A 25715-nucleotide genomic window follows, 5' to 3' on the forward strand; every position below is an offset into this window, starting at 1 on the left:
TTTGCGACAAACGAACGCCCTGCATCGCCGGGGCGCCAGGAAGCGGCGGGGGGATTCCCCCGCCGTTTTCCTTTCAGTGCAACCCGCTCAGGCCCCGACCCGCCGCTGCTGCGCCGCCAGGAATGCCCGCAGGCTCGCGGGCTTCACCGGTTTGGTCAGCACCGGGATGCCCAGCTCGCGCGCCGCGCGTTTGACGGTGTCGCTGCCGTCGGCGGTCACCAGCACGGCAGGCGTATGCAGGCCACAGACCTCGCGCAGCGCGACCAGGGCGCCCAGGCCGTCGAGCTCGTCATGCAGGTGATAGTCGGCCACCAGGACGTCGGGGCGTGAGTCGCTGGCCAGGGCAAGTGCGGCGGCCACGGTTTCGGCCACGCGCACGTCCACGCCCCAGCGGCCGAGCAGGGCCTCCATGCCGTCGAGGATTTCGCGGTCGTTGTCCAGGCACAGCACCTTCAGGTCGCCCAGGTCCCCCGCCGGCGCCGCGGCACGTGGTGGTTTGGCCGGCGCGGCGGTTTCCGCCAGCGGTACGCGGATGCTGAACACGCTGCCGCGGCCGGGCCAGGAGCGCACGGAAATCGGATGGTCGAGCATGCGCGACACGCGCTGGCAGATGCTCAGGCCCAGGCCAAGTCCACGTTCGCCCCAGGGCGATGGCTGGTCGAAGCGTCGGAACTCCTCGAAGATTTGGGCCAGGTGGTGCGGCGGGATGCCGGGACCGCTGTCCCAGACCTCGATCTCGACCGCGCCCTGGCGTCGGCGCGCGCCGATGATCACCCGGCCGTCCTTGGTGTAGCGCAGGGCGTTCGCGACGAAGTTCTGCAGCGCCCGACGCAGCAGACGGCGGTCGCTGCGTACCGAGAGTGGGCCCGCGTGCACGCGAAAGCCCAGGCCACGCGAGGCCGCCAGCGGTGCGTACTGGGCCGCGACGCTGGCGACCAGTTCGTCGAGCCGGAACACCGTCAGCTCCGGCTTCAGCGAACCGGCATCCAGGCGCGAAATGTCCAGCAGTCCGTCCAGCAGTTCCTCGGCATCGCGCAGCGAGACGTCGACACGCTCGGCCAGGCGCCGCTGTTCAAGGGCCTCGTCGGTATCGCGCAGCGCCGAGGTGAACAGGCGCGCGGCATTGATCGGCTGCAGGACGTCGTGGCTGATCGCGGCCAGGAAGCGGGTCTTGGACAGGTTGGCGGCGGCGGCCTCGCGGGTACGCTGTTCGACGCGCTGTTCCAGCGTTTCGTTGGATTCGCGCAGGGCCTGTTCGGCGCGCTTGTAGTCGGTGATGTCGCTGTATGTCGTCACGTAGCCGCCGCCGGGCAGCGGCTGCCCGCGCATTTCGATCACCTGGCCGTTGGCGCGCACGCGTTCGAACACATATGGCGTGCCTTCGCGCAGGTGGCCGATGCGCTTGTCCACCTGCGCTTCGATGTCGCCCGGGCCCATTTCGCCGCGTTCGGCGTTGTAGCGGATCAGGTCCACCACCGGCCGGCCCACGTAGAGCATGCCGTCGGGGTAACCGAACATCTGCTGGTAGCGGCCGTTCCAGGCCACCAGGCGCAGGTCGCGGTCGACCACGCTGACCGCCTGCGACAGGTTCTCGAGCGTGGCCGAAAGGATCTCGCGGTTGAAGCGCAGCTCATGGCTGGCCTCGTCGAGCAGGCTCATCACTTCTCCCAGCTCCATGCCCGAGCCGCGCAGCGCGGTGGTCAGGGTCAGGCGCGCCGAGGCCGCGCCAATGGCGCCGGCCAGCAGCCGTTCGGTGAACTGGATCAGCGGCCGGTCGGCCGGCGCCGAGGCGCTGAGCTCGCGGCCCTGGGCGGCGGCGTGTTCGGCGAAGGCGCGGCGCGCGGCGCGTTCACCGACGATGCGCGTGGCCAGGGCCAGCAGGTCGCCGGCGCTGAGCGTGGCCGACCAGCTTCCCGGCGAGGCCAGCGGACGCGCGGCATACGGGTCCAGGAAGGGCGTGGCGCGGATGCGTTCTTCCAGGCTGGGGCGGTAGCGCGCCGACACCAGCAGCAGCGCCAGCACGTTCACCAGAAGCGACCAGAAGGTGCCGTGGGTGATCGGGTCCCAGCCGCGCAGGCCGAACAGGCTTTCGGGCTGCAGCCAGGCAATGCCCAGCGGGCCCAGTTGCAGCCACGCGGTGTCGAACCAGCCGGCGCGGGTCAGCGTCGGCAGCAGCAGCGTGTAGCCCCACAGCACGAAGCCCGCGACCAGTCCGGCGACCACGCCACGCCGGCTGGCGCCGCGCCAGTACAGGCCGCCGATCAGCGCCGGCGCGAACTGGCCGACGGCGGCGAACGCCAGCAGGCCGAAGGCCGCCAGCGAGCCCGATTCACCGGCGCCGCGGTAGTAGGCGTAGGCCAGCAGCGCGATCGCCACGATGGCGAAACGCCGCACCCACAGCACGCGCCGGCCCAGGTGCTGGCGCTGGCTGGGGTCGGTGAGGCTGCCGCGCCAGAGCAGCGGCATCACCAGGTCGTTGCTGACCATCGTCGCCAGCGCCACCGAAGACACGATCACCATGCCGGTGGCGGCGGAAAAACCGCCCACGTACGCGGCCAGCGCCAGCGCCGTGTTGTCGAAGGCCATCGGCAGCGCCAGCACGTAGGTGTCGGGCGCCACGCCGGCCCCGGCGAAAAGCGCCTGGCCGGCCGAGGTGATCGGCAGCACGAAGATGCAGATCACCACCAGGTAGCCACTGAACAGCCAGCGCGCCCGGCGCACGTCGGCGACTTCGCCGCATTCGACGACCGCGACATGGAACTGGCGCGGCAGGCAGACGATGGCCACGAAGGCCAGCAGCGTCTGCGCCATGAAACCCTGCGGGATGCCCGGCGCGACGAAATCGCGCGTGGCCGACTGGAAGCGCGACAGCAGGTCCTCGCTGCCTGGCAGGTGCCCCAGCGCGAACACGCCGACGGCGGCGAACGCGACCAGCTTCACCAGCGATTCCAGCGCCACGGCCAGGATCATGCCGTGGTGGTGTTCGGTGGCGTCGATCTCACGGGTGCCGAACAGGATGGCGAACAGCGCCAGCAGCAGGGCCGAGTACAGCGCAGGGTCGGTGAGCACGCCGCCGGCGCCGTCCGATGGTGCCCCCGAGAGCACGTCGATGCTCATCGCCACTGCCTTGAACTGCAGGGCGATGTAGGGAATGGCGGCGATCACCGCGATCAGCGTGACGGTGGCGGCGATGTTCTGGGCGCGGCCGTAGCGCGCGGCCAGGAAGTCGGCGATGGAAACCGTGCTCTGCTCGCGCGCCACCAGCACCAGGCGTTCAAGGATGCGCCAGCCGAACAGCAGCAGCAGGATCGGCCCCAGGTAGATCGGCAGGAAGCCCAGGCCGGTGGTCGCGGCCGTGCCGACCGCGCCGTAGAAGGTCCACGACGAGCAGTACACCGCCAGCGCCAGCGAATAGATGATCGGCCGCAGCCAGTTGCGGCGTGGGTACAGCGGCTTGCGGTCGCCCAGCCAGGCCACGCCGAACAGCAGCCCGACGTAGCCCACCGACACCAGCAGCAGGATCCAGCCTGCAATCACGGCCCCTCCCCGGGGGAACCTGCGGACCGGCCGAGTGTAGCGCCAGCCGCCGCCCGGCAACTTCGACCAAAGTCGCAGGCACGCCAACGCTGACGCCACGCCCGGGTCGTGGCAGGCTGGCGCCATGGCCACGCCCGTGCCCGGACTGGACCTCGATTCCCCGCCCTTCGACCTGCTCGACGCCGGCCAGAAGCGGCGGCTCTCGGCCGCCGTCGACCTGGCCTACCACGCGGCCGGCAGCCGCATCATCGAGGCCGGCGAGCCGTCCGAGCACGTGCAGGTGATCCTCAAGGGCGAGGTGCAGGCCTTCGACGGCCGCGGCGCCGACAGCACGCGCTTCGCCGACTATGGCCCGGGCGACCTGTTCGGCGCCTTCGCGGTGATCGCCGGGCGGGCGCGGCATCGTTACGAGGCGGTGCAGGACACGGTGTGTTTCCTGGTGCCCGCGGACACCTTCCAGGCGCTGCTGGCCGACAACCCGCGCTTCGCCGCCTACTTCCACGAGGCGCTGTCGGTGAAACGGAAGCTGCTGGCCGACCAGCAGCAGCCCAGCGAACTGGGCCGGCTGATGCTCACCCGGATCGCCGATGCCCAGCTCGCGCCCGTGCACGCGGTGCCGCCGGACACGGGCATCGCCGCCGCGGCCAGCGCGCTGCGCGAACACCGCGTGGACTGCCTGCTGGTTGAACCGGCGGCCGGCGAAGACGGGCCGGGCATCGTCACCCGCACCGACCTGCTCGACGCCCTGGCCGTGCAGGGCCTGGACCGCGATGCCCCCGTCGGCCCGCTGGCCAGCCGGCCGCTGCTGTCGGTGCGCGCGGACGAAGTGCTGTTCCAGGCCCTGGTGACGATGACCGAACACCACGTCGAACGGGTCATCGTGCGCGACGCCGACGACCAGCCCGTCGGCAGCCTCGGCCTGGCCGAGGTGCTGGCGCACTACGCCAGCAGTTCGCACCTGATCAGCCTGCGCCTGGCCCGTGCCGCCAGCGTGGAAGAGATCGCCGACGCCGCCCGCGGCATGACCGACCTGGTGCGCCAGCTTCACGCCCAGGGCGCGAAGATGAGCTACCTGATGGAAATGGTCAGCGCGCTCAACAGCCGCATCCTGGCCCGGGTGTTCGCGCTGTGCGTGCCGTCGGAATTCCACGAACACCTGTGCCTGCTGGTGCTGGGCAGCGAAGGCCGCCGCGAACAGATCCTCAAGACCGACCAGGACAACGCCCTGGTGCTGGCCGACGGCTTCGACTGGCCGGGACTGCCCGAGGCGATGCAGGCGTTTTCCGCAGCGCTCGAACACATCGGTTACCCGCCGTGCCCGGGCAAGGTGATGGTGAACAACCCGCACTGGCGGCTCAGCCAGAGCGCCTGGCGCGAGCGCATCGGCGAATGGGCGCGCGTGGCCGACGGCCAGAGCGCGCTGGACCTGGCGATCACGCTCGACGCCCGGCCCGTCGCCGGCAACCCGGCGCTCTACGATTCGCTGCGTCCGGCCATGCAGGCGCTGGGGCAGGACGCCATCGGCCTGAAGTACCTGGCCGAAGCGACGCTGAGCAAGGGCAACCCGCTGACCTGGCTGGGCCAGGTGCGCGAAACGCAAGGTCGCGCCGACCTCAAGCGCGGCGGCGTTTTCCCGCTGGTGCACGGCTTGCGTGTGCTGGCCCTGCGCCACGGCATCGCCCACCGCAACAGCTTCGACCGCTGCGCATCGCTGGTGAGAGCCGGCGACCTGTCGCCGGAACTGGGTCGCGACGTGCCGCAGGCGCTGGCGGTCCTGATGCGCCTGCGCCTGGGCCAGCAACTGGCCGACATCGATGCCGGCCGGCCGCCGTGCAACGGCGTGGATGTCGCCGCGCTGCGCCGGCTCGACCGCGAACTGCTGCGGGACGCCCTGCGCGTGGTCAACGCCTTCAAGGAACACGTGGCCGACGTGTTCCACCTGGACGGCTAGGCCGTGAACCCGCTGCGCCGCTGGTGGCTGGGCCGCCGCAATGCGAGCAGTGAGTGGGCGCCACTGTTCGCCGCCCCGGCGAAAGACGAATGGGTATCCCTCGACCTTGAAACCACCGGCCTGGACCCGCGCGGCGACGCCATCCTGAGCCTGGCGGCGGTGCCGGTACGCGAAGGCCGGGTGCGGCTGGCGGAGCGTTTCGAAACCCTGGTGCACCCGGGCCGCGCCTTCGACATCGAATCGATCCGCCACCACCGGCTGACGCCGGCCGACGTGGCCGATGCCCCGCAGCTGCGCCAGGTCCTGCCGGATTTCCTGCGCTGGCTGGGCCCTCGAACGCTGCTGGGCCACCACCTGGCCTTCGACCTGGCCATGCTCGATGGCCCGATGCGCGTGGTGGTGGGCTTCCCACTGCCCAACCGCCGCGCCGAGCTGGGCCAGGCCTGGCTGGACCATCGGCGCCTGGCCGACCCGCATGCGCACGTGGACCTGTCGCTCGACGCCATTGCCGGCGCCCTGGGCATCCCGGTCATCGCGCGGCACACCGCGCTGGGCGACGCCAGCACCGTGGCGCTGTGCTGGCTGGCGCTGCAGCAGCGCGCGGGCTGAGGATCAGGCCTCGGCCAGCACCTTGCGCATGCGTTTGATGTCGCGGCGGTACTGGCCGGCGAGCCTGGTCTTCTGCGCCCCGGTGAGCAGCTTGCCCGAGACCTGGAAAAACTTCCTTTCCTCTTCGCGCAGGTGGTGGTGCACCTGGTGCGACAGGGCGCGGGCGGTGTTCATCCAGCCACGGTCTGAGGGCTCGCCCTCCTGGAGCTTTTCCACCAGCTCGTCGATCTCGTGATGTTCGTGCAGGGCGTGGCGGGACGCGTCGAGGCCGCCGTCGTGCATGAGCAGCGGGGCATAGAGGTAACGTTCCTCGGACGCGGCGTGCGCGGCCAGCTCGATGCGCAGCTGCGTGAAGATCGCCTGGCGGTCGTCCCCGCGGGCGCTGGTGCGCAGCAGGCGGCGGCACAGCGAACGCTGGATTTCATGGCTCTCGCGCAGGGCGTCGTAGATGGACTCGCTCATCGGCGTGCTCCCGTGGGCCTGCCCCGAGTCTAGCCCCCGCCCAGGCGGCCGGGCGGTGCCGCGGCTGAATGGCCGTGGACACCCCCGCCGCCACGGGTCAAAATCCGTGCATGCACCTCACCGTCTCCGCCGAACGCAGCCTTCCCTGCACCCCCGAGGTCGCCTTCGAACTGGCGACCAACCCGGACCGGTTCCCGGTCTTCTTCACCGGCTTTGGCCCGATACGCGGCATCAGCGGCATCCGCCTGCATTCCGACCTGGCCGTCGGCAGCCAGCGCCGCGTGCACCTGGTGGACGGCAGCGTGCTGACCGAGCGCGTGGTCGAACACGACCCACCAGTGCGCCACGGCTACACGCTCAGCGGCTTCCGACCGCCCATGGCCTGGCTGGTGTCGCAGGGCGAGGCCATGTGGAGCCTGGCCGGACACGAGTTCGGCTGCCGCGTGCGCTGGGATTACGAATTCACCCTGGCCAAGCGCTGGCTGGCGCCCGTGGCGGTCGTGGTGCTGCACCTGTTCATGCGCCGCGCCATGCACCGCTGCCTGAAGAACATGGCCCGTTCGCTCGAAGCCCCGCTGGAAGCCGCGCCCTGATGGGCGAATGGCTGCTGCTGGCGCTGGCGCCGGTTTTCCTGGGGTTCGTCATCTGGGAAGCCTGGTACTGGCGGCGCCGGCAGCCGGCCATGTACAGCTGGCGCGACACGCTGTCCAACGCCAGCCTGGCGCTGATGCACCAGGCCGTCGATGCGCTGGCCTGGCTGGCGCTGATCGGCGTGTTCTGGTGGCTTCACCAGTACCGGCTGTTCGAAATCCCGACGACCTGGTGGACGATCGCGCTGCTCTTCGTCGCGCAGGACTTCTGCTATTACTGGTTTCATCGCGCCGCGCACCGCATCCGCTGGTGCTGGGCCTCGCACGTCACCCACCATTCGTCCGAACGCCTGAACCTGTCGACGGCGTTCCGGCAGTCGGTCACCTACCCGGTATCGGGCATGTGGCTGTTCTGGCTGCCGCTGGCGCTGCTGGGTTTCTCGCCGACGCACATCGTGCTGGTGGTGGCGATCAACCTGGCCTTCCAGTTTTTCGTGCACACCCAGGCAGTGGGCCGGCTGGGCTGGATTGAATACCTCTTCAACACGCCTTCGCACCACCGCGTGCACCACGCCAGCAATGCCCGCTACATCGACCGCAACTACGCCGGCGTACTGATCATCTGGGACAAGCTCTTCGGCACCTTCGAACCCGAGGACGCCGCCGAGCCCTGCCGCTACGGCCTGGTCAAGCCCGTGCGCAGCCACAACCCGCTGGTGCTCACCTTCCACGAATGGGGCGACATGCTGCGTGATGCCTGGCGTGCGCGCGGCCCGCGGGCCCGCCTGGGCCAGCTGTTCGGGCCGCCCGAGCGCGCAAGTTCGCAAGCCGGGTACCCACGCGGGCCCTGAGTGCGTCACTTGATGCATATCAAGGGCTTATGCCTGCTGCGGGCCTAGGCTGGTGGTGTCCCATGCAGGAGTAGCTGCCCGTGGCCAAGGTCGCGACGGTGCGCGCTGTGCCCCAGGGCCCTGGCCTGGGCGGCGACCTGCGCGCCTACGCGCTCGACCAGCTCGCCGCTGCAACGGCGCAGCTGGGCCGTGAGGGTGATGCCCGCCACGACGGCATCCACCAGGCGCGCAAATCCCTGCGCCGAGCGCGCGCGACGCTGGCCCTCGCCCCGCGTGCACTGGGTGACAAGGCCGGTCGGATCGATGCCGCCCTGGCGACTGCCTGCCGGGGTTTGAGCGCGCTGCGTGATGCTCAGGCCCTGCTCGAGGCCCTGCAGCGACTGGCACCGAAGCTGCCCGCCGACGCGCGCGACACGCTGCCCGAGGCGATGGCGCTGGCAACGGCGCGCCGGGACAGGATGCTTGCCGCCGCCCTCGAACGCGACCCGGGATTCGCACGACGCCGTGCGCGGCTCGAGACCCTTGCCCGCAGGCTGGCGAAACTGGACTGGGACGCCGTGCGGGAGAAGCACGTCGCCAAGGCGGTCGCGCGCAGCGAACGCCGGATGGCCAAGGCGCACCGGCGCGTGAAACGCCATCCCGAAATCGACGAGGGCTGGCACGTGCTGCGCCGCCGCCTGCGTCGCCTTCGCCAGCAGGACAGCCTGCTGCAGGCCGTGGCGCCGGCCCTCCGACCAGCGGACGGTGTGTCCGCCGACCAGGCCACGGTCCTGGGCGAAGCCCAGGACGATGCCCTGCTGCTGCGCCACTGCGCGCGGCGTTCGCCCTTCCCGCCGCCGATCCGCCGGGTGATCCGGTCTGTGGCCCGCGCGCGCCTTGCAGGCGTGCGTGATAACGGCAACCAAGTCTGAAACAAGGCCGCGGCGCGGGGTCCTGGCTGAACAATGGCGGCGTCGCGGGTCGCGCCGGTGCGTCCGGGGCTGGCACACTTGGGCCCCCTTCGCCGCCGGTGGCCTTGCCATGACCGACAGGAACCGCCTGAAGCTGCAGTGGGTGCTGTACACGGTAGTCCTGACCATCGTGGGCATCGCCATCGCCGCGAACTTCGACGTTCCCGAACGACAGCTCGAGCGCATGGTCGAGCACCAGCATGGCATCGGCAGCTCGCAGTTCCGTCGCGAAGTGGGGTCCCTGCTGGGGCCTTCGGTGGTCAACGGCAACCACGTCGAGGCCTACAACAACGGCGACCAGATCTTCCCGCCGATGCTCGAGGCCATCCGTTCGGCTGAAAAGACCATCAACTTCGAGACCTACGTGTACTGGTCGGGCGAGATCGGCCAGGAGTTCGCCGAGGCCTTCGCCGAACGTGCCCGCGCCGGCGTGAAGGTCAACGTCATCGTTGACTGGGTCGGCGGCCTGAAGATGGAGCCGTCGCTGGTCGCGCTGATGGAAGACGCCGGCGTAAGGGTGGAGCTGTACCGGCCGCTGCAGTGGTACAACATCAGCCGCCTGAACAACCGCACCCACCGCAAGCTGCTTGTCGTCGACGGAAAGATTGGCTTCACCGGCGGCGTCGGCATCGCCGACCTCTGGTCCGGCGACGCCGAGGACCCGGATCATTGGCGGGACATGCATTTCCGTGTTCGCGGCCCGGTCGTGTCGCAGCTGCAGGCAGCGTTCAACGACAACTGGATCAAGTCCACCGGCGAGATCCTGCACGGCGAAACCTATTTCCCGCCACAGCCCGAGGTCGGCGAAATGGATGCGCAGATGTTCATCAGCTCACCCGTGGGCGGCGGCGCCACGATGCACCTGATGTACCTGATGGCCATCGCCGCGGCCGAACAGAGCCTGGACATCCAGGCCTCGTATTTCGTGCCTGACAAACTGGCACTGGACGCCATGCTGGCGGCCATCGAACGCGGGGTGAAAGTGCGCATCCTGGTACCCGGCGAGCACATGGATTCTGAAACCGTGAGCATCGCCTCCAAGAAACTCTGGGGACCGCTGCTGGAAGCGGGCGCCGAGGTCTACGAATACAAGCCGACGATGATGCACGTGAAGATGATGATCGTGGACAACTTCATGGTGTCGGTGGGCTCGACCAACTTCGACGAACGCAGCTTCCACCTCAACGACGAAGCCAGCCTCAACGTCTACGATCGCGATTTCGCCCTGGCCATGACCGAAGTCTTCGAGCGCGACATGCGTCGGTGCGAGATCTACGACCACGACAGGTGGAGCGAACGGCCCTGGACCGAAAAGTTCATGGAAACAGCAATCATCCCGCTGCGCTCGCAGCTGTGAAGCGGGCCCGCTGGCTGCTGCTTCCCGCGCTGGCGGGACTGGCCGGTGCCGCGGCAGGCGCGGTGGCGCCGCCGCCGGTGCAGCTCGAGCCCCTGGTCGTGACCGCCACGCGCCAGCCGCTGCCGCGGCTGCAGGTGCCGGCGGCGATCAGCGTGCTCGACGCCGACGACCTGCGCGCTGGCCGCGCGGCGCTCTCGCTGGCCGAGTCGCTGCCGCGGATTCCCGGCGTGGTGGTGCGCGAACGCCAGAACCAGGCCCAGGACGTTCAGCTGTCGATCCGCGGTTTTGGCGCGCGCGCGAGTTTCGGCGTGCGCGGCGTGCGCCTCTACGCCGACGGCATCCCGGCGACGATGCCCGACGGCCAGGGCCAGGTTTCCCATTTCCTGCTGCCCGCGGCCGAACGCATCGAAGTGCTGCGTGGTCCGTTTTCGGTGCTCTACGGCAATTCCAGCGGCGGCGTCGTGTCGGTTTTCAGCGAAGCGCCGCCTGCGGTGGCCGAGGCGGGTGCCGAAGGTCTGGCCGGCTCCGACGGCCTGTGGCGCGCTTCGGCGTCCTGGCGCGGGCCGGTGGCCGGAAGCGCCGGGCTGCGACTGGATGTGCAGCGCGCGGCGGCCGATGGTTACCGCCGGCACTCGGCCTGGCGCCGCGACAGCGCCCAGCTGCAGATGCGCGGGGAGACGTCAGGCGGCGGGCAATGGACGCTGCTGGGCAACCACCTCGACCTGGCCGCCGACGACCCGCAGGGCCTCAGCGCTGCCCAGCTTGCCGGCGACCGCCGCGCTTCGAGCCAGGGCGCGCTGCTGTTCGACACCCGCAAGACCGTGTCGCAGCAGCAGTTCGGCGCCCGCTTCGCGCAGCCGGTCGGCGAGGCCCACGAGCTGGCCCTGGTGGCCTACAGCGGTCGCCGCCAGACCTTCCAGGTGCTGTCGATCCCGGCGTTCGTGCAGGCCAGCGCGAGTTCGGGCGGCGGCGTGATCGACCTCGACCGCGACTACCGGGGTTTCGATGCGCGCTGGCGCTGGCAGGCCACGGACACGCTGTCGCTGGTGCTGGGCGCCGGCCAGGAGCGCGCGGACGAAACCCGACTGGGTTTCGAGAACTTCATCGGCGGCCAGCTTGGCGTGGTCGGCGCCCTGCGCCGCGACGAAGACAACGCCGTGCGCAGCGACGACCTGTACCTGCAGGCCGACTGGCAGCCCGCCGATCGCTGGCGTGTCAACGGTGGCCTGCGCAGCAGCCGGGTGCGCTTTGATTCGCGCGACCGCTACGTGCGCGCCGGCAACCCCGACGACAGCGGCACGCGCCGGTATGCGCGGATTTCGCCGGTGCTGGGGGTGCTTTACCGGGCCAGCGAACGGACCAGCCTCTACGCCAACGCCGGCCGCGGTTTCGAAACCCCCACCTTCGCCGAACTGGCGTATCGCCGCGACGGCGCCAGCGGCCTGAACGACCTGGAGCCCGCGCTCAGCCGGCACCTGGAGCTGGGCCTGCGCTGGCAACAGGCCCGTTGGCAGGGCGACGTGGTGCTGTTCCAGGCCACGACCACCGACGAACTGGTGGTGGCCGCCAGCCAGGGTGGGCGCACGGTGTTCGACAACGCCGGCCTGACCCGTCGCCGCGGCGCCGAACTGTCGCTGGCGATGGAACTGGCGCCGGCCTGGGCGCTGGCCGCCAGCGCCACCTGGCTCGACGCGCGCTACCGGCGCGACGTAGCGGCCTGCGACACGCCGCCCTGCGCCGGTGGCCTTCGCATCGAGGCCGGCCGGCGCCTGCCCGGCATCGCGGCGCGCACGGCCTGGGCACAGCTGCACTGGCAGGCCGGCGAGCGCACCGACCTGTGGCTGGAGGCCCGCGCCAGCAGCCGGTTTTATGCCAACGACGCCAACACGGCCGCCGCGCCGGGGCATGTCGTGCTCGGCCTGGGCGCCGAGCAGCGCCTCGGCGACGGCCGCTGGACCGCCTGGGCCCGCCTCGACAACCTGGCCGACCGCCAGGTCATCGGCTCGGTGATCGTCAATGAAGGCAACGGCCGCTACTTCGAACCGGCGCCCGGGCGGACCTTCATGCTCGGCCTGCGGCTGGAGTCGCCGCTGCAATAAAAAAACCCGCCACGAGGGCGGGTTTTTCCGGAGGCGATCGAAGCCGTGAGGCTTATTTGATCTTGCCTTCCTTGTACATCACGTGCTTGCGGACGACGGGATCGTACTTCTTGATCTCCATCTTGTTCGGGGTGGTCTTCTTGTTCTTGTCGGTCGTGTAGAAGTGACCGGTGCCGGCAGAAGACGTCAGGCGGATCTTGTCGCGCTTGGATGCCATTTTTCAGTCCTCCTCAGATCTTTTCGCCGCGGGCGCGCATTTCGGCCAGGACGGAGTCGATGCCGTTCTTGTCGATGGTGCGCAGGGCGTTCATGGAAACACGCAGTTTGATCCAACGGTTTTCCGAGGCTACCCAGAAGCGGCGCTCGTGCAGGTTGGGAAGGAAACGGCGGCGGGTACGGTTGTTGGCATGCGAGACGTTGTTGCCGCTCTGCACACCCTTGCCGGTAACTTGGCAAACTCGGCTCATTGTGGAACTCCTGGGTCAGGACTGGCCGCCCATAGCCCGGGCGGCGGCGGCCCCGCGCGGCGGGCCGGAGGGCCTGCAGGCGCATGCGATGCGGGATACAGCAAACGCTCCGCCAGGGGCCGGGATCGCACTACCGGGGCCAGGGCCTGGGGGCAGATGCGGAGCGAGCCGCGCATTATGCCCGCAGGCGGGCCCGGGGGCAATACTTATCCACAGGGGGGCTAATGCCCGGCGCGGTCGCGGTGCCAGCCGCGGTGCTGGATGTCGAGGTAGAGGCTGTAGGCGGCGGTGAAGGTCGGGAAGAGGTTCTGCAGCACGCCCACCGAGTCCTGCTTGGCCGAAAACAGGAAATAGCTCAGGGTCATCATGGCGCCGGCCAGGCTCATGTACCAGAACACCCGTGGGATCACCGGCTTGCCGGCCTGGCGCGAGGCCAGGAACTGCACCACCCAGCGTCCGCCGAACATCAGCGCGCCCATGTAGCCGATCAGCTTCCATGGGGTGACGTGCAGGCCGGACCAGTCCAGCCACATGATTTCCTGGTTCATGGCTTACTCCAGTTCGCGCACGGCCGTGCGCCGGCTGCGCGTGATCAGCCAGGCCACGCCCATCAGGTCGCGGATGCCGACCAGGGCGCGGCCCAGGTTGGTGTACTTGGACATGCCCGCGCCCCGCGGCCGGTGGTTCACCGGCACGCTGGTGGTGCGCCAGCCGGCGCGCTGCATCAGCGCCGGCAGGTAGCGGTGCATGTGGTCGAAATAGGGCAGGTCGAGGAAGGCGGCCCGTTCGAACAGCTTGGTGCCGCAGCCGGTGTCGGGCGTGGCGTCGCGCAGCAGTCGCGAGCGGATGCCGTTGGCCCACTTCGAGGCCCACTTCTTGCTGCCGCTGTCCTGGCGGTTGACCCGCCAGCCAGCGTAAAGCTTCACGTCGGGCGGGCCGGCGTCGCGCGCGGCCACCAGCCTGGGCAGGTCGGCCGGGTCGTTCTGGCCGTCGCCGTCGAGCGTGGCGACCCAGGGGGCGCGCGCCGCCTTCACCCCGTTGCGGATGGCGGTGCTCTGGCCCGACTGCGTTTCGTGCGCCAGCACCCTCAGCTCCGGGGTGGTCGCCCGGGCACCCTGCAGCAGCGCCAGGGTGCCATCGTGGCTGTGGTCGTCGACGAAGATCACCTCGAAGGCCAGCACGCCGCGCAGGGCGGCCACGGTTTCGGCCAGCAGCGCCAGCACGTTGCCTTCCTCGTTGAAGGCGGGAATGACGACCGACAGCTGCAGTGGAGTCACGGGGCGAACTGGCCTGGACGGGAACCGGTGGCGGATTCTCGCAGGTGGCCTGTTAAAACTTGGCTACGCGATTCAGCCGCGCAGGCGCTCGAGGATGCCTTCCAGGCTGTCCAGGCCGTGGTAACTGATGACCAGTTTGCCGCGGCCGCCGCGGCCGTGCTGCACGGCGACCTTGGCGCCCAGCTTTTCCGACAGCTCGCGCTCGAGGGCGGCGATGTCGGCGTCGGACTTCTTTTCCGGCCCCTTCGTAGGCTTCTTGCCGGGGATCTGGCCCTTGGCCATCAGCTGGGCGCGGCGCTCGACCTCGCGCACCGACCAGCCCTCGGCCACGGCTTCGCGGGCCAGGGCCAGGGCGGCCTGCGGCGCCAGGGTGAGCAGGGCGCGGGCATGGCCCATTTCCAGCTGCCGCTCTTCGAGCAGCTTGCGGATGCCTTCCGGCAGCTCGAGCAGGCGCAGCAGGTTCGACACCGAGGCGCGCGAGCGGCCCACGGCTTCGGCGGCCTGCTGGTGGGTGAGGGAAAACTCGTCGATCAGCCGGCTCAGGGCCAGGGCTTCCTCGAGCGGGTTGAGGTCTTCACGCTGGATGTTCTCGATCAGCGCCATGGCGATCGAGGCGCGGTCGTCGACCTCGCGCAGCACCACCGGGACGTCGGACAGGCCGGCCTCGGTGGCGGCGCGCCAGCGGCGTTCGCCGGCGATGATTTCGTAACGCACGACGCCGGCCTTGTCCTTGCCGATGCTGCGCACGACGATCGGCTGGATCAGGCCCTGGGCCTTGATGGACTCGGCCAGCTCGGTGAGCTTGTCCGGGTCCATGCCGCTGCGCGGCTGGTACTTGCCGGGCTGGAGCTGGTCGATGGGCAGCGTGTGCAGGCCCTCGCCGCCGGAGGATTCGTCGCTGGCGGGCGCCGCACCCTTGTTGCCGGTGCCCAACAGGGCGTCGAGGCCGCGGCCAAGGCCGCGCTTCTTGCTGCTCATGCCATCTCCTTGTGCATCTTCTTCTCGCGCCGGACGATTTCGCCGGCCAGGCCCAGGTAGGCGATGCCGCCCCGGCTGCCGCGGTCGTAGCCGACGATCGACTGCCCGTGGCTGGGCGCCTCGGCCAGGCGCACGTTGCGCGGGATGATCGAGCGGAACACCTTGTCGCCGAAATGCCGGGTCAGTTCACCCGACACGGCATTGGCCAGGTTGTTGCGCACGTCGAACATGGTGCGCACGATGCCTTCGATTTCCAGCTGCGGGTTCAGCTTGCCCTTGAGCGCGTTGATGGTGTCCACCAGCGAGCTCAGGCCCTCGAGCGCGAAATATTCGCACTGCATCGGCACGATCACGCCGTCGGCCGCGGCCAGGGCGTTGAGCGTCAGCAGCGACAGCGAGGGCGGGCAGTCAATGATCAGGTAGTCGTACTTGTCGCGCAGCGGCGCCAGCGCGGTCTTGAGCCGCTGTTCGCGCGCCGTTTCGTCCATCAGCCGGATTTCGGCCGCGGTCAGGTCGATGTTGCCGGGCAGCAGGTCGAAACCTTCCGGCGCCTTCACCACCACCGATTCGGCCGTGCATTCGCCCAGCAGGACTTCGCAGGCGGAGTTGTCGAGCTCGCGCTTGTCCACGCCCGAGGCCATGGTGGCGTTGCCCTGGGGGTCCATGTCCACCAGCAGCACACGCCGGGGCGTCTGTGCCAGCGCGGCGGCCAGGTTCACGGCGGTGGTGGTCTTGCCGACCCCGCCCTTCTGGTTGGCGATGGCGATGATGCGACCCATGCGATCTCCTTGCGCGGCCTGGACCGGGGATTATGCCGGCTTGGCCGGGTCACGGGTGACCGTGACCAGGTGGCGGTCGCCTTCCAGCCCCGGCACGACCAGGGATTCCAGGGCCTCAACCCGCCAGCCGGGCGGCAGTGCGGCGATTTCGGCGTCGGGGCGCTGGCCTTTCATGGCCAGCAGGCGGCCCTGCGGCGCCAGCAGGTGGCCGCCGACGGCCAGGATGCCGGCCAGGGAGTCCATGGCGCGGGCGGTGACCTGGTCGAAGGCGCCGGGTTCGGCCACGGCTTCGGCCCGGGATTCGAGCACCCGGACGTTGTCCAGGCCGAGCTGGCGCACGACTTCGCGCAGGAACCGGGTCTTCTTGGCGATGCTTTCGACCAGGGTGACCTGCAGGCCGGGCACGGCCAGCGCCAGCGGGATGCCGGGCAGGCCCGGGCCGGTGCCCAGGTCGGCCAGCGTGCCCGGGCGCACGTGGCGCCACATCGACAGCGAGTCGAGCAGGTGTTTGGCGATCATCTCGCGCGGGTCGCGCACGGCGGTCAGGTTGTAGGTGCGGTTCCAGCGGTCGAGCAGGGCCAGGTAGTCCAGCAGCCGGCCGGCCAGTGGCTGCGGCGGCAGGCCGAGCGCGACCAGCCCGGCTTCGAGCTCGGGCCCGAGATGGGAAAGCGGGTTCATGCCGCCATTATGGCGACAACCCGGTTTTCAGGCGACGCGGCAGCGGATGACGCGCAGGCCCTTGGGGCCCAGCCGCTGGTTCATGTCCACCTTGAGCGTATCCGGGCCGGTGGGCGCGTCCAGCAGCGGCAGGGCCTCGCGGATGACCAGGGCGTCGATGTCGTCCAGCGCCTCGCCCGCCAGGGCCGGGTCGAGGATCTGGTAATAAAGCTCCGCTTCCGTGCCCTGGGCGCCGACCACCGACAGGTGGTGCCCGATCAGGCAGACCGGCTGCCCCAGCTGGTCCAGCCCCGGCAGGGTCCAGCGCCAGCCCGGCCCCAGGGCCCGGATGAAGCGCCCGAAGCGGTGCACGGTCACCACGCTGTTGTCCGGAACCCGGCGAAAGCCGGTCAGCCAGGCCAGGGGTGCCAGGGGGATCGGCAGGGGCAAAAGCGGGGACATGAATGTCATGGGTGCCAGTAACTTAGCCGGGGTTCCTGAAGCATAGTCTAGTTAACGTGACTGCTCCCGGAACTCGGCCACCTCGGACAGATGAACGCCCAGGTGGGCCTGGCCCCCAGCCCCGGCCTTCGCGACTGCCAGGCTGGATCGGTGGCACGGCCCCATCGCCACCAGGGTGCAGGCCGAATTCGCCGGTTCGCCGCGTCGAGCTGCGCAGGGAGCTGATCGGGCATCGCGGGGCATCGGCGGATTCGGGGTCGGTCAACACAAGGGCAGGCATGTTCCATCGCGTTGCGCGCAAGCCAAAGCCGTCACTGGGCAAGCCCTCGGAAGTGTCGACTGCGGCGGGACTTTTCCGCGGGATTGCTGGTCTAATCGAAACCGAAGCCAAAGGAGGCGCCGGTTTGGAAGATGGAATCATCCTTTGCGTGGATGACGACTCCACGGTTCTGAATGCGCTTCGAAGCGTCTTTTCAAGCCATTTCGGCCCGGGAATGGAGTTCGAGTTCGCCGAGAGCGGCGAGGAAGCGCTCGAGATCGACGCGGAAGTTCGTGCCGGCGGGCGCGAGCTGGGCCTGGTGATCTCCGATTTCATGATGCCGGGCCTGCGCGGGGACGAATTGCTGGTGCGGCTGCACGCGAGCACGCCCAACACGGTCAAGATCCTGCTGACCGGCCAGAGCGACATGAGCGGCGTGAAGCGCGCGATCAACGAGGCCAACCTCTACCGCTTCCTGGAAAAGCCCTTCCTCAACGAGGACATCGTGCTGACCGTGCGAGCGGCGATCCGCGCCTACTGGCAGGAGCGCAACCTGATCCTCCAGAACGAGCGGCTGCGGAAGATGAACACCGAGCTCGAGAACCTGGTGCAGGCGCGCACCCAGGAACTGGTTGAAAAGAACCGCGAGCTCGAGATCCTCTCCGTCACCGACAAGCTCACCGGCCTGGCCAACCGCCGCAAGCTCGACCAGGTGCTGGACGAAGAGCTGATCCGCGCCCGCCGGTACGGCATGGAGTTCGCGGTGGCGATCATGGACATCGACTACTTCAAGCGCGTGAACGACCAGCACGGCCACGCCGCCGGCGACCTCGTGCTCGAGGCGATGGCGCGCATCCTGCGCCAGTGCACGCGGGACGCGGACCTGGTGGCGCGCATGGGCGGGGAGGAATTCGTAGTGGTCTGCCGGCACACCGGCATGGAGCACTGCACCACGGTGGCGGAAAAGGTCCGCAGGGCCATCGAGGCGCATGATTTTTCCGGCATAGGGACGATCACTGCCAGCTTCGGAGTCGCGGCCTTCAAGCCCGACGACAGCATGGCCAGCCTGATGGCCCGTGCCGACGCGGCGGTCTACCGGGCCAAGGCGGCGGGACGCAACCGCGTGGAGGTCAGCGATGGCAACGGATGAGCTGCAGGCGGCAGGCCTGGCCGAGCGCGTCGCGCAACTCGAGCGGGAGCTGGCCGAGCGCCGGCGCGGCGAAGAACTGCAGCGTGCGCTCTACGAGATCGCCGCCCTGTCTTCGGCCGACAGCGGCCAGCACGACCACTACGCGCGGCTGCACGAGATTGTCGGCAGGCTCATGTACGCCAGGAACTTCATCATCGCCACCTACGACGCGGAGGCGGCGATGATCCACCAGGTCTACCTGGTGGACGAGGATCCGAACGAGGTCAAGGAAAGTTTTCCCTACGGCGAAGGCATTTCGTCGCTGGTGCTGCGCAGCCGGCGGCCGTGGCTGCTCGACGACCCGACTTTCAAGGAGCTTGTGGCCCAGGGCGAGATCCGCGCGCCGCGTGGACTGGCCGACTTCAACAGCTGGATGGGCGCGCCGATCATCTTCCAGGAGCGGATCTACGGCCTGATCATCGTGCAAAGCTACAGCCAGGACATCAGCTACGACCAGGCCGACCTCCAGCTGCTCGGTTACGTCGCAAGCCATGTCGCGGCGATCATGGCCCGCTGGGAATCCAACCACGCCATCAAGCAGGCGAACGACGAACTGGCGGCGTCGGCGAATACGCTGCGCCTGCTCGGTGACATCGGCAAGGACCTCACCGCCAGCCTGGACCGGCTGGCCATCTGCAAGACCCTCGAGCAGCGGCTGGCGCCCTTGCTGCCGATGGACGCATTCGGCGTGGCCCTGGTTTCGCCCGACGGCGAGTCGCTCGACTACGTTTATTACGTCGAGGATGGCCAGGAGGACACCGAAACCTCCTATCCGATGGACCATCCCACCTCGTTGGCGGTGCTGACGTTCCGGGAAGACCGTGAAATGACCGTCTTCAACGAAACGCAGTTCGACAATGCGCCCACTCCCGTCTCGATCCAGCCCTCGGCGCCCATCCTTTCGGCGGTGTTCCGGCCGCTGATCGCCAACGGCCGGCGCATCGGCGTGGTGACGGCGCAGAGCCACCAGGTCAATGCCTACCAGGACCGCGAACTCGAGGTCCTGCGCAGCGCCGCCGCCTATGCCGCCATCGCCCTGGCCAACGCCGATGCCTACGCCGCCGCCGAGAGCGCCCGCGCCCGGGCGGACAAGGCGTTGCACGAGCTGCACGAGGCCGAGGCACACCTGGTGCATTCGGAAAAGATGGCGGCGCTCGGCCAGCTGATCGCGGGTGTTGCCCATGAGATCAACACCCCGATCGGTGCCATCCGCTCGAGCGGACGCAACATCACCGAGTCCCTGGGCGAGGCCCTGGCGGACCTGCCGCGCCTGCTCGAGTTGCTCGATGCCGAGCACCGGCGCAGCTTCAGCGCGCTGGTCGCGACGGCGATCCAGCCGCGCGCCGTGATGAGCACCCGCGAGGAAAGGGCGGCGGTGCGGGAGCTGACCGCGCGCCTGGAGTCCCTTGGTTTCGAACAGGCCCGCCATCGCGCGGGGCTGCTGGTGCAGCTGCAGGCGCAGGACGTGCTCGACCCGCTCCTGCCGCTGCTGCGGCACCCCGCTTGCGACCTGGTCCTCGAGACGGCCTACGGGCTGGCTACCGTCACCACCAATGCCGAGAACATCAACACCGCCGTCGATCGCGTGGCCAAGATCATCTTTGCGCTGAAGAGCTTCTCGCGCTCCGGCGGCGAGTCGCTGTGGATGGACGCCGACCTGCGCGAGGGCCTGGAGACGGTGCTGACGATCTACCAGAACCAGATCAAGCACGGCACCGAGCTCCTGCGCGACTACGAGGACCTGCCGCCCGTCCGCTGCCTGCCCGACGAACTCAACCAGGTCTGGACCAACCTCGTCCACAATGCGCTGCAGGCGATGGACCACAAGGGAACCTTGCGCATCGGCCTGCGCCGCGAAGGCGACTGGGCCCATGTTTCGGTCGGCGACACCGGCAAGGGCATTCCCGAGGCCATCCGCGAGCGCATCTTCGATGCCTTCTTCACCACAAAACCCGCCGGCGAAGGCACCGGGCTCGGCCTGGACATCGTCAGGAAAATCGTTGAAAAGCACGGCGGACGGATCAAGGTGGACAGCGAGGTCGGCCAAGGCACTACCTTCACCGTGTCCCTGCCCATGCGAGGAGTGAAGTAATGGAACGTGGCGTACTGCTGTGCGTGGACGACGAGATAATCGTGCTGACGGCGCTCAAGGACCAGCTCAGGCGGGCGTTCGGCAACAGCTTCGTGATCGACGTCGCCGAAAGCGCCGAGGAAGCCCTGGAACTGCTCGACGAGCTCGCCGGGCAGGGCCATACCCTGCTGGTGATCGTGTCCGACTGGCTGATGCCCGGCATGAAGGGCGATGAATTCCTGGTGCATGCGCACCAGCGCTTTCCTTCAGTGGTGAAGATCATGCTGTCGGGCCAGGCCGAACCGGCCGCGGTGGAAAGGGCGCGGCGGGAGGGTGGCTTGCACGAGTTCCTGGCCAAACCCTGGAATGCCGCCGAGCTGGTGGATTCGATCAACAAGGGCCTCGGCGCCAAAGCCTGAGGCCTGCCGGTCATCCCCTGCCGTGCGGCGCCTCCAGGTCCAGCACCGGGCCCTTGGGCACGATGCCGGTCGGGTTGATCATGTGATGGCTCTGGTAGTAGTGGCCCTTGATGTGCCGGAAGTCGACCGTTTCGGCGACGCCGGGCACCTGGTAGAGCTCGCGCAGGAAACCCGACAGGTTCGGGTAGTCGGCGATGCGGCGCAGGTTGCACTTGAAGTGGCCCACGTACACCGCATCGAAGCGAACGAGCGTGGTGAACAGCCGCCAGTCGGCTTCGGTCAGCGCGTCGCCGCAGGTGTAGCGGGTTTTCGCCAGCCGCTCCTCCAGCCAGTCCAGGGCCTCGAACAGCGGCACCACGGCCTCCTCGTAGGCGTCCTGGGTGGTGGCGAAGCCGGCCTTGTACACCCCGTTGTTGACGTCGTCGTAGACGCGCCGGTTGACCTTGTCGATCTCCGCCCGCAGCAGCGCGGGGTAGAAGTCGCCCGGCGCGGCGCCGACGCCGTCGAAGGCACTGTTGAACATGCGGATGATGTCGGCCGATTCATTGCTGACCACCGTCGCGCGCTCGCGGTCCCAGAGCACCGGCACGGTGACGCGGCCGGAGTAGCCGGGGTCGGCCCTGAGGTAGACCTCGTAAAGGCGCCGGGCGTCGTTCACCGGGTCGGGCACCACGCCGGGGCCCGGCTCGAAGGTCCAGCCTTCCTTGCCCATCAGCCAGTTAACCACCGACACGTCGATCATCTTCTCCAGTCCCTTCAGGCGCCGGAAGATCAGCGTGCGGTGCGCCCAGGGGCAGGCCAGCGACACGTACAGGTGGTAGCGCCCGGGTTCGGCCTTGAAGCCGCCTTCGCCGTCGGGCCCGGGCGCGCCGTCGGCGGTGACCCAGTTGCGGAACTTCGCGCTCGAGCGCTCGAAGCGCCCGCCGCTCTTGTCGGTGTCGTACCAGGTGTCTTGCCACTTGCCATCGACCAGCAATCCCATCGCGTGCCTCCACGGCGAAAACCATGCCCGTGACCATAACGCGCCCCGGCAGAACGCGAGGTGATCACGGTCATTACCCGTCGTCCGCGCACCCGCGCTAGCATCGGCGGGAAAGCCCACGTGAGTCCCGCCATGCCTACCGTCCTCGTCACCGGCGCCACCGGCTTCCTTGGCCAGCACCTGCTGCGCGAACTGCGCGCGGCCGGCGTCGACGTGCGCGGCTTGTCGCGCTCGCGGGCCGGCGACGCCGCCGTGGCCGCCGCGGGCGCGCTGCCGGTGCGCGGACACCTGGGCGATGCGGCGTCGCTGGCGGCCGCAGTCGCTGGCGTCGAGGCCGTTTTCCACACGGCGTCCGACACCAACAACTGGGGACCGGGCGATGCCGCCCAGACCGCCACCAACGTCGGGGGCACGCGACGGCTGCTCGACGCCGCGCGCGACGCCGGCGTGCGCTGCTTCGTCTACACGTCGAGCGTCTCGGCCTATTCACACCTGGCGCCGGGGCCGCTGCGCGAGGACACGCCGCAGCAGGGCGCGCGCTCCTGGATCAACTACGAACGCAACAAGCACGCCGCCGAACGCCTGGTGCGCGAATCCGGCCTGCCCTTCCTGATCCTGCAGCCCTCGCACATCCTGGGTCCGGGCGACCGCAACAACTGGTCGAACCTGATCCGCATGGCCGACGCCGGCCAGTTGCCCGGGGCGCCGCCCGGCTCGGGCGCCTTCGCCGACGTGCGTGAGGTCGCGCGGGCGCACGTGCGCGCCTGGCAGGGCCCGGCCCGCGACGAGGCCTGGCTGCTGGGCGGCGAGCACGCCAGCTTTCTCGGCCTGGTGGCGGAAATCGGCCGCCGGCTGGGCAAGCCGGTACCGACGCGCGCGCTGCCGGCGCCGGTGTTGCGCGTTTATGCGCGCACGCTGGACCTGGTCTCGCGCATCACCCGCAAGCCACCGAAGCTGACGCCCGCGGCGGTGTGTTTCACCTGCCACCACCTGCAGGTGGACAGCGGCAAGGCCGAACGTGAGCTGGGCTATCGCGGCACCCCGCTGCCGGCGCTGCTGGCCGACACCATCGCCTGGCTGCGGGCCGAGGGCCTGCTGGCGGCTCAGTCCACCGACAGCCCGTAGCGTTCCAGGATCTCGTTGGCCGATGCCGGCTTCGAGAACAGGTAGCCCTGGCCCAGGCTCAGGCCAAGCAGGCGCAGCTGGTAGCGCTGTTCTTCGGTTTCGATGCCTTCGGCGATCACTTCCAGGCCCAGTGAATCGGCCAGCAGGCGGATGGCCCGCACGATGGCGGTGCTGCCGCCGCTTTCGCCGCTGCGCAGTTCGTGCACGAAGCTGCGGTCGATCTTCAGGCCGTGCAGCGGGAAGCGATGCAGGTAGCTCAGCGACGAATAGCCCGTGCCGAAGTCGTCGAGCAGGGTCAGCACGCCGGCATCACGCAGCCGGCCGAGGCAGGCCTGGACCTCTTCGGGCTGTTCGAGCAGCGCGCCCTCGGTGACTTCCAGGCGCAGGTTGGCCGGGCGTACGTCGTAACGCGTCATCAGCTCGAGCAGGCGTTCGTCGAAATCGGGCGCGCGCAGGTGCCGGGGCGACACATTGAGCGTGGTGTAGGCACGGCCGACCGACAGCCGGCGGATGTCCTTGCAGACCAGGTCGTAGAGCTGCCAGTCCATGTGCTCGAGGCTGCCGGTTTCTTCGGCGGTGCCCAGGAAGTCGCCGGGCACGCACAGGCCTCGCACCGGGTGGTGCCAGCGCATCAGCGCCTCGAAGCCCACCAGGCGGCCGTCTGCCAGGCTCAGGATGGGCTGGTAGTGGGGCACGAACTCCTGGCGATGCAGGGCGCGGCGCAGGTCGCCTTCGAGTTCGAGCAGCTTCAGCGCGGCTTCGTGCAGGTGTTCGTCGAAGATGGCGAAACGCTGGCGGCCGGTGGCCTTGGCGCGGTACATGGCCACGTCGGCGTCGCGCAGCAGTTCTTCCGGGCTGCGGTAGCGCGGGTCCACCAGCGCGATGCCGATGCTGGCCGAGGTGTAGAGCTCCTTGCCGGCGATGCGCATCGGCTCGGCCAGCGAGGTGATCACGCGTTCGGCCACCGCCACCGCGTCTTCGACGGTGTGGATGAAGTCGAGCACGATGGCGAACTCGTCGCCGCCCAGGCGCGCCACCATGTCCGGGTCGCGCACGCAGCGGCCGATGCGGCGCGCGGCTTCCTTCAGCAGTTCGTCGCCGACCAGGTGGCCGACCGAGTCGTTGACCACCTTGAACCGGTCGAGGTCGAGGAACAGCACCGCGAACAGCTGCTTGGGGTCATAGCGGTAGCGCGACAGCGCCAGGCCCATGCGGCCCAGCAGGTGGCTGCGGTTGGGCAGGCCGGTCAGGGTGTCGTGCATGGCCTCGTGCTTGAGCTTGTGCTCCATGCGCTCGCGCACCGAGATCTGGTCGAGCAGTTCGCGGTTGGCGTCGGCCAGCTCGCTGGTGCGCGCGGCGACGCGCTGCTCAAGCTCGGCGTAGGCCTCGCGAAGGGATTCGTGCGCCTGCCGGCGCTCCAGTGCCTGGGCGATGTGGAAGGACACGAAGCTCAGCAGTTCCTGGTCGCGCTTGGTGTACAGGTAGTCGGGCGTGTAGCTCTGCACGGCGATGACGCCGGCCACGGCGCCTTCGATCTGCAGCGGCACGCCCAGCCAGCACACCGACGGCGTGCCGAAGGACTGCACCTTGCCTTCGGCGACCAGGCTGTGGATGCCGTTGCGGTCGGTCAGCAGCGGTTCGCCGGAGGCCAGCACGAACTCGGTGAGGCCGCGGGCGAGCTTGCGGCGCGGGCGCGCCTGGTCGCGTTCGTCCACCGAATAGGGGAAGTCCAGCTCCTGGCCGTCGGGCGTGAGCAGGGCGATGAAGAAGTTGCGGGCGTCGAGCAGGGCGCTGACGATGCCGTGCACTTCGGCGTAGAAGACCTCGATGCTTTCGCTGCGGCCGGCCTGTTCGGCGATCCGGAACAGCGCCGCCTGCAGGCGTTCGCTGCGTTCGCGTTCGGCCACCTGCTGGCGCAGCTCGCTGGTGCGCTCGTCGACGCGGCGTTCGAGTTCTTCCTGGGCGTCGCGGCGTGCCAGTGCGGTGAGGATGTGCTGGGCCACGTAACCGAGCAGGGCGCGGTCGTCTTCGCTGTAGCGCGTGTTCGGGTCGTAGCTCTGCACGACCACGGCGCCACGCACCACGCCTTCGTCCACCATCGGCACGCCCAGCCAGTCCTCGCTGTCCGGGCCCAGGGTTTCGTCGCGGCCGACGCCCAGTTCGAGGCGCACGTCGACCGACGGGCCCAGCACCGGCTTGCCGTGGCGGATGAGTGCCAGGGTGAGGCTGTTGCCCATTTCCGAGGCCGGGATTTCTTCGTCCGGGTCCGGTCGGATGGGGTCCTGGCTGTCGGCGAAATAGATGAAGCGCATCGTGTCGGTTTCGGGCGAATACCGCACGATGTAGAAGTTCTCGGCGTACATCAGCCGGCCGACGATTTCGTGCAGGCCGCGCATCACCGTGGCGGTGTCTTCACCGGAACTTGCCAGGTCGGAGATCGCGAACAGGGCGCGCTGCAGGCGCTCGGCCCGGCCCAGGCGCTCGACGTCCACGCGCAGCCGCTGGACCTCGGCGGCCAGTTCGGCCGGGTCCTCGGCGCGCAGCCGGACCAGCCCGCCAGGGGGTGGCGTGGCGGTGGCAACGCCGGACGAAAGCGGACTGCGTGGCTTCAAACGATTAACCCGTCCCCTGAAGGTCGGCTCGA

The 25715-nt window shown here is 69.2% G+C and carries 23 protein-coding genes; 11 read left to right on the top strand and 12 right to left on the bottom strand.

Annotation, left to right across the window (positions count from 1 at the left end):
- Positions 1–87: 87 nt before the first annotated feature.
- Positions 88–3537 (bottom strand): hybrid sensor histidine kinase/response regulator, encoded by a 3450-nt coding sequence (locus ACYVJH_RS11120; protein ID WP_460454713.1) that lies wholly within the window; start codon positions 3535–3537, stop codon positions 88–90.
- A gap of 124 nt (positions 3538–3661) precedes the next feature.
- Between ACYVJH_RS11120 and ACYVJH_RS11125 the strand changes: the two genes are divergently transcribed.
- Complete coding sequence (locus tag ACYVJH_RS11125; RefSeq protein WP_460454714.1) at positions 3662–5488, top strand: DUF294 nucleotidyltransferase-like domain-containing protein; 1827 nt, start codon at positions 3662–3664, stop codon at positions 5486–5488.
- A 3-nt stretch (positions 5489–5491) separates the two neighbouring features.
- Positions 5492–6097, top strand: coding sequence for a 3'-5' exonuclease (locus ACYVJH_RS11130; RefSeq protein ID WP_460454715.1), 606 nt, complete (start codon positions 5492–5494; stop codon positions 6095–6097).
- A gap of 3 nt (positions 6098–6100) precedes the next feature.
- Here the strand turns inward: ACYVJH_RS11130 and ACYVJH_RS11135 are convergent, their stop codons facing one another.
- Positions 6101–6559: a hemerythrin domain-containing protein gene (locus ACYVJH_RS11135; protein WP_460454716.1), complete on the bottom strand. Its 459-nt coding sequence runs from the start codon at positions 6557–6559 to the stop codon at positions 6101–6103.
- 110 nt (positions 6560–6669) lie between these two features.
- Between ACYVJH_RS11135 and ACYVJH_RS11140 the strand changes: the two genes are divergently transcribed.
- The 5 genes from ACYVJH_RS11140 (at position 6670) to ACYVJH_RS11160 (ending at position 12406) form a co-directional block, all read left to right on the top strand.
- Positions 6670–7152, top strand: a complete 483-nt coding sequence (locus ACYVJH_RS11140; RefSeq protein ID WP_460454717.1) for an SRPBCC family protein — start codon at positions 6670–6672, stop codon at positions 7150–7152.
- The gene (locus ACYVJH_RS11145) at positions 7152–8000 is read left to right on the top strand and encodes a sterol desaturase family protein (RefSeq protein ID WP_460454718.1); all 849 of its coding nucleotides are present in this window, start codon (positions 7152–7154) and stop codon (positions 7998–8000) included. The genes ACYVJH_RS11140 and ACYVJH_RS11145 overlap by 1 nt, the downstream gene beginning before the upstream one ends.
- Before the next feature lie 80 nt (positions 8001–8080).
- Positions 8081–8911, top strand: coding sequence for a CHAD domain-containing protein (locus ACYVJH_RS11150; protein WP_460454719.1), 831 nt, complete (start codon positions 8081–8083; stop codon positions 8909–8911).
- A 133-nt stretch (positions 8912–9044) separates the two neighbouring features.
- On the top strand, positions 9045–10307 hold the full coding sequence (locus ACYVJH_RS11155) for a phospholipase D-like domain-containing protein (protein ID WP_460454869.1): 1263 nt from the start codon (positions 9045–9047) through the stop codon (positions 10305–10307).
- Complete coding sequence (locus ACYVJH_RS11160; protein ID WP_460454720.1) at positions 10304–12406, top strand: TonB-dependent receptor family protein; 2103 nt, start codon at positions 10304–10306, stop codon at positions 12404–12406. Before ACYVJH_RS11155 ends, ACYVJH_RS11160 begins: the two co-directional genes overlap by 4 nt.
- A gap of 52 nt (positions 12407–12458) precedes the next feature.
- Here the strand turns inward: ACYVJH_RS11160 and rpmG are convergent, their stop codons facing one another.
- The 8 genes from rpmG to ACYVJH_RS11200 all read right to left on the bottom strand — a co-directional run bounded on the left by rpmG (position 12459) and on the right by ACYVJH_RS11200 (position 17026).
- A complete protein-coding gene (gene rpmG / locus ACYVJH_RS11165) occupies positions 12459–12623 on the bottom strand; it encodes a 50S ribosomal protein L33 (RefSeq protein ID WP_034224346.1) in 165 nt (54 codons plus the stop codon).
- A gap of 13 nt (positions 12624–12636) precedes the next feature.
- Entirely contained in the window at positions 12637–12873 is a 237-nt protein-coding gene (gene rpmB / locus ACYVJH_RS11170; protein ID WP_339824784.1) for a 50S ribosomal protein L28, read from the bottom strand.
- Between the two features lie 221 nt (positions 12874–13094).
- Positions 13095–13421: a lipid-A-disaccharide synthase N-terminal domain-containing protein gene (locus ACYVJH_RS11175; protein ID WP_460454721.1), complete on the bottom strand. Its 327-nt coding sequence runs from the start codon at positions 13419–13421 to the stop codon at positions 13095–13097.
- 3 nt (positions 13422–13424) lie between these two features.
- Complete coding sequence (locus tag ACYVJH_RS11180; protein WP_460454722.1) at positions 13425–14150, bottom strand: glycosyltransferase family 2 protein; 726 nt, start codon at positions 14148–14150, stop codon at positions 13425–13427.
- 72 nt (positions 14151–14222) lie between these two features.
- Complete coding sequence (locus ACYVJH_RS11185; RefSeq protein WP_460454723.1) at positions 14223–15128, bottom strand: ParB/RepB/Spo0J family partition protein; 906 nt, start codon at positions 15126–15128, stop codon at positions 14223–14225.
- Positions 15125–15907, bottom strand: a complete 783-nt coding sequence (locus tag ACYVJH_RS11190) for a ParA family protein (RefSeq protein ID WP_460454724.1) — start codon at positions 15905–15907, stop codon at positions 15125–15127. Before ACYVJH_RS11190 ends, ACYVJH_RS11185 begins: the two co-directional genes overlap by 4 nt.
- Before the next feature lie 30 nt (positions 15908–15937).
- Positions 15938–16585 (bottom strand): 16S rRNA (guanine(527)-N(7))-methyltransferase RsmG, encoded by a 648-nt coding sequence (gene rsmG / locus ACYVJH_RS11195; protein WP_460454725.1) that lies wholly within the window; start codon positions 16583–16585, stop codon positions 15938–15940.
- Positions 16586–16612: 27 nt separating this feature from the next.
- On the bottom strand, positions 16613–17026 hold the full coding sequence (locus tag ACYVJH_RS11200) for an SPFH domain-containing protein (RefSeq protein WP_460454726.1): 414 nt from the start codon (positions 17024–17026) through the stop codon (positions 16613–16615).
- Between the two features lie 278 nt (positions 17027–17304).
- Between ACYVJH_RS11200 and ACYVJH_RS11205 the strand changes: the two genes are divergently transcribed.
- Genes ACYVJH_RS11205 through ACYVJH_RS11215 form a run of 3 tightly spaced genes read left to right on the top strand, consistent with a single transcriptional unit; the run spans position 17305 to position 20964 of the window.
- On the top strand, positions 17305–18435 hold the full coding sequence (locus ACYVJH_RS11205; RefSeq protein ID WP_460454727.1) for a GGDEF domain-containing response regulator: 1131 nt from the start codon (positions 17305–17307) through the stop codon (positions 18433–18435).
- On the top strand, positions 18422–20566 hold the full coding sequence (locus tag ACYVJH_RS11210) for an ATP-binding protein (protein WP_460454728.1): 2145 nt from the start codon (positions 18422–18424) through the stop codon (positions 20564–20566). The genes ACYVJH_RS11205 and ACYVJH_RS11210 overlap by 14 nt, the downstream gene beginning before the upstream one ends.
- Positions 20566–20964 (top strand): response regulator, encoded by a 399-nt coding sequence (locus tag ACYVJH_RS11215; RefSeq protein WP_460454729.1) that lies wholly within the window; start codon positions 20566–20568, stop codon positions 20962–20964. The genes ACYVJH_RS11210 and ACYVJH_RS11215 overlap by 1 nt, the downstream gene beginning before the upstream one ends.
- Positions 20965–20974: 10 nt before the next feature.
- On the opposite strand, the gene ACYVJH_RS11220 is transcribed toward ACYVJH_RS11215, so the two are convergent.
- On the bottom strand, positions 20975–21946 hold the full coding sequence (locus ACYVJH_RS11220) for a glutathione S-transferase family protein (protein ID WP_460454730.1): 972 nt from the start codon (positions 21944–21946) through the stop codon (positions 20975–20977).
- Between the two features lie 132 nt (positions 21947–22078).
- Here ACYVJH_RS11220 and ACYVJH_RS11225 point away from each other — a divergent pair, with 132 nt between their 5' ends.
- The gene (locus tag ACYVJH_RS11225) at positions 22079–23071 is read left to right on the top strand and encodes an NAD-dependent epimerase/dehydratase family protein (RefSeq protein WP_460454731.1); all 993 of its coding nucleotides are present in this window, start codon (positions 22079–22081) and stop codon (positions 23069–23071) included.
- Here the strand turns inward: ACYVJH_RS11225 and ACYVJH_RS11230 are convergent.
- Complete coding sequence (locus ACYVJH_RS11230) at positions 23050–25683, bottom strand: bifunctional diguanylate cyclase/phosphodiesterase (RefSeq protein WP_460454732.1); 2634 nt, start codon at positions 25681–25683, stop codon at positions 23050–23052. The two genes, ACYVJH_RS11225 and ACYVJH_RS11230, sit on opposite strands and share 22 nt — an antisense overlap.
- Positions 25684–25715: the final 32 nt, after the last annotated feature.

Source organism: Arenimonas aestuarii (assembly GCF_054781715.1).

Excerpts from the sequence above, each read along its gene's own strand:
- ACYVJH_RS11125 (WP_460454714.1), top strand. The coding sequence starts at position 3,662 with ATGGCCACGCCCGTGCCCGGACTGGACCTCGATTCCCCGCCCTTCGAC.
- ACYVJH_RS11135 (WP_460454716.1), bottom strand. The coding sequence starts at position 6,559 with ATGAGCGAGTCCATCTACGACGCCCTGCGCGAGAGCCATGAAATCCAG.
- ACYVJH_RS11140 (WP_460454717.1), top strand. The coding sequence starts at position 6,670 with ATGCACCTCACCGTCTCCGCCGAACGCAGCCTTCCCTGCACCCCCGAG.
- ACYVJH_RS11145 (WP_460454718.1), top strand. The coding sequence starts at position 7,152 with ATGGGCGAATGGCTGCTGCTGGCGCTGGCGCCGGTTTTCCTGGGGTTC.
- rpmG (WP_034224346.1), bottom strand. The coding sequence starts at position 12,623 with ATGGCATCCAAGCGCGACAAGATCCGCCTGACGTCTTCTGCCGGCACC.
- rpmB (WP_339824784.1), bottom strand. The coding sequence starts at position 12,873 with ATGAGCCGAGTTTGCCAAGTTACCGGCAAGGGTGTGCAGAGCGGCAAC.
- ACYVJH_RS11175 (WP_460454721.1), bottom strand. The coding sequence starts at position 13,421 with ATGAACCAGGAAATCATGTGGCTGGACTGGTCCGGCCTGCACGTCACC.
- ACYVJH_RS11185 (WP_460454723.1), bottom strand. The coding sequence starts at position 15,128 with ATGAGCAGCAAGAAGCGCGGCCTTGGCCGCGGCCTCGACGCCCTGTTG.
- ACYVJH_RS11190 (WP_460454724.1), bottom strand. The coding sequence starts at position 15,907 with ATGGGTCGCATCATCGCCATCGCCAACCAGAAGGGCGGGGTCGGCAAG.
- rsmG (WP_460454725.1), bottom strand. The coding sequence starts at position 16,585 with ATGAACCCGCTTTCCCATCTCGGGCCCGAGCTCGAAGCCGGGCTGGTC.
- ACYVJH_RS11200 (WP_460454726.1), bottom strand. The coding sequence starts at position 17,026 with ATGTCCCCGCTTTTGCCCCTGCCGATCCCCCTGGCACCCCTGGCCTGG.
- ACYVJH_RS11205 (WP_460454727.1), top strand. The coding sequence starts at position 17,305 with ATGTTCCATCGCGTTGCGCGCAAGCCAAAGCCGTCACTGGGCAAGCCC.
- ACYVJH_RS11210 (WP_460454728.1), top strand. The coding sequence starts at position 18,422 with ATGGCAACGGATGAGCTGCAGGCGGCAGGCCTGGCCGAGCGCGTCGCG.
- ACYVJH_RS11215 (WP_460454729.1), top strand. The coding sequence starts at position 20,566 with ATGGAACGTGGCGTACTGCTGTGCGTGGACGACGAGATAATCGTGCTG.
- ACYVJH_RS11220 (WP_460454730.1), bottom strand. The coding sequence starts at position 21,946 with ATGGGATTGCTGGTCGATGGCAAGTGGCAAGACACCTGGTACGACACC.
- ACYVJH_RS11225 (WP_460454731.1), top strand. The coding sequence starts at position 22,079 with ATGCCTACCGTCCTCGTCACCGGCGCCACCGGCTTCCTTGGCCAGCAC.